The 11,181-nt window shown below is 40.4% G+C and carries 11 protein-coding genes and 2 tRNA genes; 1 reads left to right on the top strand and 12 read right to left on the bottom strand.

The annotated features are described in order from the left end of the window. Nucleotides 1–250 precede the first annotated feature (250 nt). The 6 genes from V7150_RS24945 to moaC form a co-directional block, all read right to left on the bottom strand. Entirely contained in the window at nucleotides 251–1,753 is a 1,503-nt protein-coding gene (locus V7150_RS24945; protein ID WP_335523627.1) for an MDR family MFS transporter, read from the bottom strand. A gap of 10 nt (nucleotides 1,754–1,763) precedes the next feature. After that, a complete protein-coding gene (locus tag V7150_RS24940; protein ID WP_335523626.1) occupies nucleotides 1,764–2,471 on the bottom strand; it encodes a cytoplasmic protein in 708 nt (235 codons plus the stop codon). A 14-nt stretch (nucleotides 2,472–2,485) separates the two neighbouring features. Then, complete coding sequence (locus V7150_RS24935) at nucleotides 2,486–3,202, bottom strand: polymer-forming cytoskeletal protein (protein ID WP_335523624.1); 717 nt, start codon at nucleotides 3,200–3,202, stop codon at nucleotides 2,486–2,488. A gap of 12 nt (nucleotides 3,203–3,214) precedes the next feature. After that, nucleotides 3,215–3,838, bottom strand: coding sequence for a YhbD family protein (locus V7150_RS24930; protein ID WP_335523623.1), 624 nt, complete (start codon nucleotides 3,836–3,838; stop codon nucleotides 3,215–3,217). 116 nt (nucleotides 3,839–3,954) lie between these two features. After that, complete coding sequence (locus tag V7150_RS24925) at nucleotides 3,955–4,608, bottom strand: redox-sensing transcriptional repressor Rex (RefSeq protein WP_335523621.1); 654 nt, start codon at nucleotides 4,606–4,608, stop codon at nucleotides 3,955–3,957. A 36-nt stretch (nucleotides 4,609–4,644) separates the two neighbouring features. Then, nucleotides 4,645–5,142 (bottom strand): cyclic pyranopterin monophosphate synthase MoaC, encoded by a 498-nt coding sequence (moaC, locus tag V7150_RS24920; RefSeq protein ID WP_335523619.1) that lies wholly within the window; start codon nucleotides 5,140–5,142, stop codon nucleotides 4,645–4,647. Between the two features lie 178 nt (nucleotides 5,143–5,320). Here moaC and V7150_RS24915 point away from each other — a divergent pair, with 178 nt between their 5' ends. Continuing rightward, a complete protein-coding gene (locus tag V7150_RS24915) occupies nucleotides 5,321–7,240 on the top strand; it encodes an ABC-F family ATP-binding cassette domain-containing protein (RefSeq protein WP_335523617.1) in 1,920 nt (639 codons plus the stop codon). A gap of 538 nt (nucleotides 7,241–7,778) precedes the next feature. On the opposite strand, the gene tsaD is transcribed toward V7150_RS24915, so the two are convergent. The 6 genes from tsaD to V7150_RS24885 form a co-directional block, all read right to left on the bottom strand. Continuing rightward, complete coding sequence (tsaD, locus tag V7150_RS24910) at nucleotides 7,779–8,804, bottom strand: tRNA (adenosine(37)-N6)-threonylcarbamoyltransferase complex transferase subunit TsaD (protein ID WP_335523615.1); 1,026 nt, start codon at nucleotides 8,802–8,804, stop codon at nucleotides 7,779–7,781. Beyond that, a complete protein-coding gene (rimI, locus tag V7150_RS24905; RefSeq protein WP_335523613.1) occupies nucleotides 8,801–9,250 on the bottom strand; it encodes a ribosomal protein S18-alanine N-acetyltransferase in 450 nt (149 codons plus the stop codon). The genes tsaD and rimI overlap by 4 nt, the downstream gene beginning before the upstream one ends. A 12-nt stretch (nucleotides 9,251–9,262) precedes the next feature. Beyond that, nucleotides 9,263–9,970, bottom strand: coding sequence for a tRNA (adenosine(37)-N6)-threonylcarbamoyltransferase complex dimerization subunit type 1 TsaB (gene tsaB / locus V7150_RS24900; protein WP_335523611.1), 708 nt, complete (start codon nucleotides 9,968–9,970; stop codon nucleotides 9,263–9,265). Further along, a complete protein-coding gene (gene tsaE / locus V7150_RS24895) occupies nucleotides 9,967–10,422 on the bottom strand; it encodes a tRNA (adenosine(37)-N6)-threonylcarbamoyltransferase complex ATPase subunit type 1 TsaE (RefSeq protein WP_335523609.1) in 456 nt (151 codons plus the stop codon). Before tsaE ends, tsaB begins: the two co-directional genes overlap by 4 nt. Before the next feature lie 555 nt (nucleotides 10,423–10,977). After that, nucleotides 10,978–11,054, bottom strand: a tRNA-Asp gene (locus V7150_RS24890). A gap of 3 nt (nucleotides 11,055–11,057) precedes the next feature. Beyond that, nucleotides 11,058–11,131 (bottom strand) — tRNA-Met (locus V7150_RS24885). Nucleotides 11,132–11,181: the final 50 nt, after the last annotated feature.

The following is an 11,181-nucleotide window of genomic DNA, read 5'->3' as shown; positions in this document are numbered from 1 at the left end:
AAATTGTCTTTAATACGGGCTCTTAAAGACAAAAACTCTCAGACTAGTGGAGAAATTGTCTTTAATACGGACTCTAATAGCCTGGCAAAGGTAATTGTCTTTCAATACAAATAGCAATTTAAACCGAGGTCCTTGTTTAAATACCTCTTTTTAGAAAACTGGCCCCTTATCAACCACTTTCCACCTTTAATCAACCACTACCCTTTTTTCAAGTATAAATGCCAGGCAAAAAGCCTGGCAAGGTAACTTTCTATTTTGAAGTTTCTCCTTTATTAATCACCATCCGCTCTTTCCCCAGGATAAAGATTAATAGGAAGGCTATACCCGCTGGAACTAGTGCCCATGTAAAGGTGTGGACGATTGAGCTTGAAAGGGCGTCTGTGATTTTTTCCAGGATTGGTGCAGGAATCTGAGCTCTTGCTTGCTCTGATAAAAACTCACGTGAATCTCCCTTTGGCATTGGTCCCATTCCCGAGAAGGCTTTTTCCAGCCCCTCTTTAAAATCAGTCCTTTGGATCATTCCAAAAATCGTAATCCCTATGGTCATCCCCAACGAGCGGATAAAGTTGCTTGTTGAGGTAGCGGAGCCCCTTTGCTCCATGCCAAATGGATGAATCGCGGCCATGCTTAAGACAGAAAATGAGAATCCAACACCTAAACCAATCACAACCATATAGATTGTCAGCAACGCCCTGCTAGTATCCGGCGTGATCGTGCTTAACAACAAAAATCCGCCAATCAAAATAACTCCCGATATATACATGATGTTGCGATAGCTCATCTTGGTTGTCAAAAATCCGCCGACCTGGGCTGTAACTACCGATCCAAACATCATTGGCAATAAAATCAGCCCTGAATTGGTAGCACTACCGCCATAAACTCCTTGCACAAAGATCGGGATATACACGGTCGCAGCCATAAACGCTGCCCCGTAAAACAAGCCAACAAGTGTACTTCCAGCGAACAGTTGGTTTTTAAACATTGAAAAAGAAATGATTGGATCCTTCGCTTTCGTCTCAATGAATAAAAAGAGTAGAAATAGTGCTGCAAATCCGGTGAATAAGCTTAAAATGACGCTAGAGTCCCAAGTATATTTCTGTCCGCCAAGCTCAAGGGCAAACATTAAACAAACAACCGCTCCAATTAAAGTCATAGCTCCCCACCAATCAATCGATTGCTTTTTGTGTACTGGTGATTCTTTGTAAGAGACGACAATAAAAATCAGCGATAAAATCCCTAGCGGTAAGTTAATATAAAATACCCAATGCCAACTGATATGATCGGTAATATAAGCTCCTATTAACGGCCCAAAGATACTCGACAAGCCAAAAACTGCGCCGAATAAACCGCCCATTTTCCCGCGTTTTTCAGGCGGAAATAAGTCAAACATAATTGTAAATGCAATCGGCACAAGCGCACCACCGCCTATCCCCTGAATCGCACGGTAAATGCTTAATTGGGTAATAGTTTCCGCGGTACCGCACAAGGCAGAGCCTGCCATAAATACTATTAATCCAAAAATAAAGAACCTCTTTCTCCCATACATATCGGATAACTTACCGAAAATCGGCATCCCTGCCATTTCCGCCACCATATAGGCTGAAACCACCCATACAAAGTTCTCCAGCCCGCCAAGATCACCGACAATCGTCCCCATTGCTGTCACAACAATCGTATTATCCATCGAAGCCATCAATATACTCAGCAATAACCCTGCAACAACCAACCCTAATTTACTTTCTTTCGCTACCATAAATCCTCCTCTATATCTTTTCCGACATTTTTACTGTTGAATTCTTATCCTGGATAAAATTATTCGAATATTCTACCCGACCAATTTGACAGCCTGAACCGATTTTGACAAGGTTTCCCCTGACGATATCCGCCTTCGTATTTTCAAGGAATATTTCATCCCCTTCAATCACCTTCACAACCAGTGAACCCTCTTCCTTTACAAACGGAAGCAGCGACGTTTTTCTTTTAATCGTGATTTTCTCTCCTCCGATTTCCTCTGCCGTGCTTTCGCCAAACCGCAATCCAATAGTGATCGTGTCAGCATTCAGGAGACCTTTAATTTCAAATCCGCCGCTTAAGTCAAATTTCTCATATTCTACGTCGCCGCCCACGGAAATACTGCCCTTAATAGTTGCCACTTCGCCATTGAGCCGCTCACCCACCTCAAGCGTGCCAAGAATCTTTATTTTTCCCAAAGCAGCTTTACCATCGATTGTCATCGTTCCCATTACCAGCATGTCACTAGACTCCAGATTCCCCTTTACCTCTGATTCACCGAGCACTTTTACGGATCCTGTTTTCACATTCTCTAACGCCTCACCAGTTCCATATATATGAAATATCGAGCACTCGATATTACCATCAATCGTCCCTTCTCCTCGGATACTTACTTTATCATAACTGCCGCCCGGGTAGTTGCCCGAACCATTTATCGTCAGATTTTGACCCTTTTTCATTTCCGTTCCCCCTTTTAAACCTTTCTGGAATCTTTCACAGCTGATTTTTTATCTACTGAAAGTTCGTCTGTATATTCAACGAGTCCAATCTCACAATTAGCCCCAATCGTAATATGGTTCCCACGGACAACAGCTGCCTTTGTATTTTCCAATTCAATTTTGTCCCCTTCTATTAATTCCGTTTCCAACTGTGTTTGAATAAGATGTTTGAACAATCCCATTAATGCTGGTTTGTGTTTAATGAGGATCGTTTGTCCGCCTATTTCCTTTGCTTTACATTCTCCAAAAAGTTTTATATCCACATGATCTGCGGTTAAAAGTCCGCCAATCATAAATTGTGATTCTGCTTTAAATGTATCGGCTTCACAATCCCCTTCAACTGTAAGCCTGCCCTTAATTCTGATTTCCTCTGCCTTTACCCTTCCACCGATCGAGGCTTTTCCTGCCACCTTGAAATTTTCTACTTTTAGGTTATTTTCAATTTTCACCGTTCCATCCACTGTTAACATATTACATTCGAGATTCCCTTTAATTTTTGCGTTTCCGTTAACCTTCGCTTTGTTCGTCATGACATTCCCATTGACCGTACCCGAACCATTACAATCAAATATCACGCACTCTATATCGCTATTAACTGTTCCTTTACCATTGATGGTTACCTGGTGAAATTGCCCGCCATTGGCTGACCCAAAGCCATTAATATTCAGGTCTCCCCTTTTCTTCGTATCCATGTACATTCTCCTTTATAGTAAGTTCGCTTTAATCTCTTCCATACATTTCACAAGCGAAAGCTGAACAACAATTTTTGTTCCTTGCTCAAACTTAACATCTTCCGCATTTATTAGTAAAAAGCACGATGAAACCCCAAGTTTTCTCGTCAGCACTAATTCCCCATTTTTTAGTTTGATTAATCCCCTGTTATCCTTTAAGACCTGAAGCAGCATTTTCCCTTCATCCAGATTAATTTCTCCTGACTGAAGCAGCTTTTCTAATACAAAGACTTCAAGTATTCTCGAAAATTCAAAATGGGGACCGCCCATTTCAGTCTTCAGGTATAAGTCCATAACTTCATTTGAAACAATGTTACGTTTCACTAGTTCATCGTTAGTCAAATGTAACTCTGTTATGTTAGGTGAAAACATATCCGCCAATTCATCCAAGGAAAGATTCTCTTTCATCGTTTGAATTTTATCGATTCTTTCTAAGATCTTTTCTTTAGGGAAAAATGTCTCCTGACCCGTAAACGTTGATTTTCGAATAAACCATTCCTCAGGAATAAGATCCTTTCGCTTCCAGCGATATAGCTGCCCGTACGATATTCCTGCTACATCCAATAAATCCTTTTTAGAAATTAACTCCTCGCTCATTTTTTAAAAACCCCTTTCTGTTTTTATAATGTAACATAACACTGTTACGTTGTAAAGGTGGATAATAGTCCATAAAAAAAACTTTCCACAATTTATGTGAAAAGCCAATTCAAATTTTATTCTTCTATTTCCACTGTCGGATAATGCTTTAAAAAGTAGACCAGTGATTGTAGCTCTACTGCCAGGTCAATATGATGAACCCTAATCGATAAAGGAACATTTAACCTTGCCGGGGTAAAATTTAAGATCCCCTTTACATTGGAATTCACGACCCGGTCCGTGATCATTTGAGCGACAGAAGCCGGAACCGTTAGAATAACAACCGATATTTGTTCCTCAATTAATACCTTCTCCAATTCATCCATGTGATAAATCGGAACCTCGCGAATCTTTGTTCCCATTTTTGCTGGATCTACATCGAAAGCACAAGCTATTTTTGTGTTATTATTTTTTAAAAAATTATAGTTTAAAAAGGCAGTACCAAGATTACCGACCCCAATTAATGCAACATTTGTTAATTCATCCTGGTCAAGCGTTTTCCGGAAGAAGGTTAATAAGTAATTGACATTATATCCATATCCCTTTTTCCCTAGTGCGCCGAAATAGGAAAAATCGCGGCGAATCGTTGCCGAGTCTACCTTTACTGCTTCACTTAATTCTGCTGATGAGACCCTTTGTTTGCCGGAAGTATGCAGGTTTTTTAAAAACCGATAATAGAGGGGCAGCCGTTTAGCTGTCGCCTGTGGTATCTTCATCGTTCCATTACTCATATTCTCCCACACCCCTTTAAATGTTTTAGTTAAATATCATTTAACCTGTTCAGTTCGCTTAAAGTCACCATTTTTTCCGCCAGTTTTCTCGACTAAATAGGTCGGTCCAATGACCATGCCTTTATCCACAGCTTTACACATATCATAGACTGTTAAAGCACAGACCGAAGCGGCTGTTAACGCTTCCATTTCCACACCCGTATTCCCTTTCGTCTTTACCGCTGCAGCAATATGTAATTGATAATTTTCCTGTTGTCCCTTTTCCCATGAAAAAGAGATATTGACCCCGGTTAATGGAATTGGGTGACACATCGGAATAAGATCCCATGTCTTTTTAGCTGCCATGACTGCTGCTACCTGAGCCACAGATAACACATCGCCTTTTTTCATTTCATTATTGGTTATTTTTTCAAAAATTTCTTTGCTGACTGTTATGCTGGAATGAGCAAGCGCTGTCCGTGCCGTTTCGGGTTTGTCGCTGACATCGACCATCTTTGCTCTGCCTTCTTCATTAAAATGAGTAAATTCTGCCATAAAAAAATATCCTCCTATCCAAAAATAATACACTATTTTTCCCTTTATGTGTGAAACTTTGAACTAATTATTACATTTTTTGTCTGAGTGTAGAATCCTATGCTCTTGGCTGTCAAGGGCTTTATTGCCGACATTGCCTTTATACGGTACACTATTTATATGTAAGAGGTGATTTAAGATGATTTTGTTGCAGGTAAATCAACTACAAAAATATTATGGTGCTGACCTTATTTTATCGAATATAAAGCTAGAATTACAAACGAGGGACCGTGTTGCCCTTGTCGGCCGTAACGGTGCAGGAAAATCGACGTTATTGAGAATTATTGCCGGCCACTTGTCACATGATGGCGGTGAGATCATCAAGCCAAAAGAAGTGACCATCGGCTATTTAGCCCAAAATACCGGCCTTGAGTCCAATTTATCGATATGGGATGAAATGCTAACCGTTTTCGAACCGCTTCGTTCGATGGAAAAATCTCTGCGTAAGCTTGAGGAGCAAATGGCCGATCCTCGTCTTTTCGAAGACCCTGTAAAATATGAGAGAATTATAAAAGAATATGATCAGCTCCAGGTGACATTTAAGGAACAGGGTGGCTATCAATACGAGGCTGAGATTCGATCTGTCCTGCATGGTTTAAACTTTCTCGACAGTTCCCTCATGATTTCCAGTTTAAGCGGCGGTCAAAAAACCCGGCTCGCCTTAGGGAAGCTGCTGTTAACGAGACCCGATATCTTAATTCTGGACGAGCCTACCAACCATCTCGATATCGATACCCTTTCATGGCTCGAACAATATTTGCAGGGCTATGATGGCGCTATTTTAATTGTTTCCCATGACCGTTATTTTCTAGACAAAGTTGTTACACAGGTCTATGAGGTTTCCCGAAAACAAATCGGGAGGTTTACTGGCAATTATAGTTCTTACCTTGACCAAAAAGCGGCCAATTATGAGCGCGATATGAAGCTTTATGAAAAGCAGCAGCAAGAAGTGGCTAATCTGCAGGACTTTATCCAACGAAATTTAGCACGGGCTTCGACAACAAAACGAGCCCAAAGCCGCCGGAAAAAGCTTGAAAGAATGGAAATCATGGATCGGCCACTTGGGGATGAAAAGTCTGCGACCTTCTCGTTTGAAATTGAAAAACAAAGTGGAAATGACGTTCTAACAGTAGACTCACTTGCGGTTGGCTACAACGGGGAAAAGGTTTCGGAGGCCATCTCCTTTCGTGCCTATAAAGGTGAAAGTATTGCCCTTGTTGGTCCAAACGGAATCGGCAAATCTACACTGTTAAAAACGATTATTAAAAAACTGCCAGCACTTGCCGGTACGATCTATTATGGTACAAACCTTTCGATTGGTTATTATGACCAAGAACAAGCCGAATTAACCTCTAATAAGCGCGTCTTGAATGAACTCTGGGATGATTACCCGTTAAAAAGTGAAAAAGAAATTCGAACGGTTTTAGGTAACTTCCTTTTTTCCGGTGATGACGTTTTAAAAATTGTTTCTACCTTGAGCGGTGGGGAAAAAGCACGACTGGCTCTTGCTAAGCTTATGTTGGAGAAGGCAAATGTGTTAATATTGGACGAGCCTACAAACCACCTTGATCTCGATAGCAAGGAAGTACTTGAGAATGCCCTTATTGATTACCCCGGGACAATTTTATTCGTTTCACACGACAGATATTTCATTAACCGTATCGCAACGAAGGTTTTGGAACTGAGCCGTCATGGCAGCGCAGAGTATCTTGGGGATTATGACTATTATCTAGAAAAGAAATTGGAACAGGAAGAACTAGCAGCACTAGCATTGGCGGCTTCTGCTAAAAGAGCAATTGAAACGGAAGGTCTAGAGAAAAATAGTTATCAACAAGATAAGGAAAGCAAAAAACTTGAGCGGCAGCGCAAAAGAAAGTTAGAAGAGATGGAATTACGAATTGAAGAGCTTGAGGAACAAATTCAAGAATATGAGCAGCAATTATGTGAACCAGAAATTTTTCAGGATCATGAAAAGGTACTCGAAATTAACATAAACAGTGAAAAAGCTAAAGCAGAGCTTGAGCAATTGATGGAAGAATGGGCAGAGCTTGCTGAATAATGATGAAACCGGGCTGATATGATGGCCCGGTTTTTTAGCTTTTAGATAGATAGCAACAAATTTCAGGCGCTTTCGACAAATTTCTGAGAGATATCGACAAAATTTGCGAACATTTCGACAAATTTTTAATGATCTTAACAATTTTTATGAAATGTCTACTTTTCCACAACATTATTCACATTTCAAAAGGTATATTTCTAAGAGTTTTTTCTACTTTTCCACATTATCCACATTAAATACTGTTTTTATCCACATTACCAACAGTATACACAGGCTTATCCACAATTTATTGATTATTAACTGTATTTTTTAAAAATTTTATCCACAAAAAACGATCGTGAGTCTCAACTCCCAACCTAATCATGGAAATGAAACGAAAAACAGTTGTACACCAACAAAATAAAGACGGTGTGAGCAGAGCTAAGCTTCACTTTTTCATAGTGAAAAATGTTTATAATTCACTCAAATTTGATTTACTGATTCATTTTTGCGGCGCTCTGCCCCTTTCAATAAAAAAACTCTTCTTACTTAAGAAGAGTTACTCATTATATATTTCGATATCGAGACCTGGTATGGCATTTAGTGATAAGTCAGCCCTGATTCCTTTTTCAAACATGACACTTCCAGCGGCAGCAATCATCGCTGCATTATCGGTGCATAACGATAATGGAGGAATTACTAATTCAATCTTAGAATTTGCCGAAAAGGTCTTTTCGAGAGCCTTTCTAAGTCCCTTATTCGCAGCAACACCGCCAGCAACTAATAATTGTTCAACGCCATACTCAGCTACCGCTTTCTCCGTCTTTTTCACCAGCACTTCAATCACACTTTCTTGAAAGCTGGCTGCCAGATCTTCCGGGGCAATCGACTCGCCACGCTGCTCAGCGTTATGAACCGTATTGATTACAGCTGATTTTAACCCGCTAAAACTAAAATCATAGGATCCTTCCTCAAGCCAAGCCCTAGGCAAATCGATCGTCGGGCTTCCTTCCTGTGCCAAACGGTCAATATGCGGTCCGCCGGGATACGGCATATTTAATGTTCTCGCTACTTTATCGTAGGCTTCACCTGCCGCGTCGTCTCTTGTTTCTCCAATCACATCAAAGTGTCCATGCTCTTTCATATAAACAATCTCTGTATGCCCGCCTGAAACGACTAATGCTAAAAGAGGAAATTTTAATTCGGTTACCAGTCTATTCGCGTAAATATGCCCCGCGATATGATGGACTGGTACAAGTGGTTTGTTATGGGCAAACGCAAGTGCTTTCGCGGCATTTACCCCTATTAAAAGTGCCCCCACTAACCCTGGGCCTTCTGTAACTGCTATTCCATCGATCTCTGCAAAGGTTAGATTTGCCTGATTCAATGCCTCTTCAATCACAAGCGTTATTTGTTCGACATGATGACGCGAAGCAATTTCAGGTACAACCCCGCCAAAGCGCTTATGACTTTCAATTTGTGAAGCCACCACATTCGCAGTAATTTTGCGGCCATTTTTAATAATGGCGACTGCTGTTTCATCACAGCTCGTTTCAATTCCTAATATCAATAAATCTTTTTTCATAAGTTCACCCACATTATTAGTGCATCTTCCTGATTATCGGAATAATAATTTTTCCTGATTCCGCCGTTTTGGAATCCCAGCTTACGGTAAAGGGACTGTGCTACATGATTTGTCACCCTCACTTCAAGGGTCATGGTTCTTGCTCCCATCTCTCTGGATACTGACATTAATTTATTCATTAATGCCTCTCCCAGCTTTTTACCCCTATACCCTGGTAAAATAGCCACATTTGTAACGTGGGCCTCATCAATCACAACCCAGTTCCCACAATATCCGATGATTTTATTGTCTTCCTCAAGAACAATATAGACAGCAAATTTGTTCTTGTGTATTTCATTATAAAATGCTTCCCGGCTCCATGGTGTTGAAAATGAAGCATGCTCCACTTCTAATACTTGGTCAATATCCTCATCCCTCATATAACGATAAACATAAGCATCTACCATTTTTCTCTATCCCTATCCATTTAAAATTTTTCCTTTTGCCTCCAGCCACTTCGCTTCGGCTTCAGCCAAACGTATATAATTTGGAACAAAGGAGTGCACGTCTTCTCCCGGTTTATCCCTGCCTAGTAAAGCAAGTTCACCCGGACGAGGATTGTATTCCGTTTCGCTTGCAAAAATGGCTTGTGAGCCTAATACTTCTTTTATTTTGGCTCTATGAATTGGCAAGTCGTTCCCGATAAACAAAATCGGCTTGCTCATTTCTGTTAACTTTGCTGCCCAATCGTCTAGCATAACTAACTGATCCTGTTCCACAGCTGTCAGCTTTCCGTCCTGATAGTGATAGAGGGCTGTATAGACTTGTCCCCTTCTGGCATCGAATAACGGTGAAACATAGCCGGTAAAGTACCTCCCTGTTCCCGCTGCCAAAATTTCTAGACTAGAAATACCAACAAGAGGTATGTTAAGGGTCCATGCTAATGTTTTAGCAATCGTAACACCAATTCTTACACCGGTATATGACCCAGGGCCCTTCGCAACGACAATTTTCGTTAAATCGGCAGGCTCCTTATCACAATCCTTCATTAATGTCTGTATAGCCGGCATAATTCGAACGGAGTGGTTCTTTTTTAAATTAGTAATATATTCACCTAGTACTTGATTATCATCTATAAGCGCCACTCCTAATGGATTGTTAGAAGTATCGATCGCTAGTATGGTCATCTAAAAATCTCCTTACATAATTGCTCATATCTATTTCCTTTTGGTACTAGAACGATTTTCCGTTGTTCTTGACCTTCATGATATAAATAAATTGTTAATAGTTCAGATGGAAGCTGCTCTTCAATTAAATGAGCCCATTCCACTACTGTAACTCCATCACCTTCAAAGTATTCATCAAAGCCCAGGTCTTCAAAAGCATCAGCAACCCGATAAACATCCATATGATATAATGGCATCCTGCCTTTATACTCCTTGATGATTGTAAATGTTGGGCTATTAACAGTTTTCTTTATCTCCAAACCCTTAGCCAAGCCTTTTGTAAAAGTTGTTTTCCCTGCGCCTAAATCCCCCTCAAGGGCAATGACATCACCCGGTTGTAAAAACTCAGCCAATCTTGTTGCGAATTGAGAAGTTTCCTCAGAATTTGTAGTATTCATTTCAAATTGATTCATACAATCACCTTTATACTTTAACATAATAATCCTATAACTTCATTTTACCCTTATTTATGTGCAAAAAAAACCTTAGGAAGTCTCCTAAGGATGCCTATTCAATATGTAGTTTACATTGTTTTTTATTAATGAGCAAAAAAGTTCCTTTTTAAAATGGACAATATTTATTAATAGTAATTTCTTTCGTTACTGTGTTGGTGGAAAAATTTCCGGGTTTGGGAGTTAATACAGCTTCTAAACGACCGGATCGGGGGAAAATTTGCTCGTTCGTGCGTTTATGCTGCTTCTAAGCGACCGGGGCGCAGCAAAATTTACATGTTTGGGCGTTTATACTCCTTCTAAGCGACCGGATCGATGGAAAATTTACATGTTTGGGCGGTTATACTCCTTCTAAGCGACCATGTCGTGGCAAAATCACTAGGTTCAGTCGTTTATAATGGTAACTTGACTGAAAAGCCGATATATTTATATCTGGTTAATTACAATAAAGCTTAAAAATTAAATGAGCATAAAAAAAAGACGAAACCTTGTTTCGACTTGTTTACAATCTATAAATGGCGGTCCGGACGGGACTCGAACCCGCGACCTCCTGCGTGACAGGCAGGCATTCTAACCAACTGAACTACCGGACCATATTGCGGGGGCAGGATTTGAACCTACGACCTTCGGGTTATGAGCCCGACGAGCTACCAGACTGCTCCACCCCGCGATAATAGAAAATATAAAATTTGTTTTAAAAAAACAGCCTGGCAACGTCCT

This window comes from Neobacillus drentensis (assembly GCF_036965245.1).
GTDB classification, from domain to species: domain Bacteria; phylum Bacillota; class Bacilli; order Bacillales; family Cytobacillaceae; genus Neobacillus; species Neobacillus drentensis_G.
Note: the sequence above shows the minus strand (reverse complement) of the source record. Positions and strands in the feature narration are given on the sequence as shown.

Coding starts and splice junctions, on each gene's coding strand:
- tsaE (WP_335523609.1), bottom strand. CDS start 10,422: ATGAATCAATTTGAAATGAATACTACAAATTCTGAGGAAACTTCTCAA.
- moaC (WP_335523619.1), bottom strand. CDS start 5,142: ATGGCAGAATTTACTCATTTTAATGAAGAAGGCAGAGCAAAGATGGTC.
- V7150_RS24945 (WP_335523627.1), bottom strand. CDS start 1,753: ATGGTAGCGAAAGAAAGTAAATTAGGGTTGGTTGTTGCAGGGTTATTG.
- V7150_RS24940 (WP_335523626.1), bottom strand. CDS start 2,471: ATGAAAAAGGGTCAAAATCTGACGATAAATGGTTCGGGCAACTACCCG.
- tsaD (WP_335523615.1), bottom strand. CDS start 8,804: ATGAAAAAAGATTTATTGATATTAGGAATTGAAACGAGCTGTGATGAA.
- V7150_RS24935 (WP_335523624.1), bottom strand. CDS start 3,202: ATGGATACGAAGAAAAGGGGAGACCTGAATATTAATGGCTTTGGGTCA.
- V7150_RS24925 (WP_335523621.1), bottom strand. CDS start 4,608: ATGAGTAATGGAACGATGAAGATACCACAGGCGACAGCTAAACGGCTG.
- V7150_RS24930 (WP_335523623.1), bottom strand. CDS start 3,838: ATGAGCGAGGAGTTAATTTCTAAAAAGGATTTATTGGATGTAGCAGGA.
- rimI (WP_335523613.1), bottom strand. CDS start 9,250: ATGGTAGATGCTTATGTTTATCGTTATATGAGGGATGAGGATATTGAC.
- V7150_RS24915 (WP_335523617.1), top strand. CDS start 5,321: ATGATTTTGTTGCAGGTAAATCAACTACAAAAATATTATGGTGCTGAC.
- tsaB (WP_335523611.1), bottom strand. CDS start 9,970: ATGACCATACTAGCGATCGATACTTCTAACAATCCATTAGGAGTGGCG.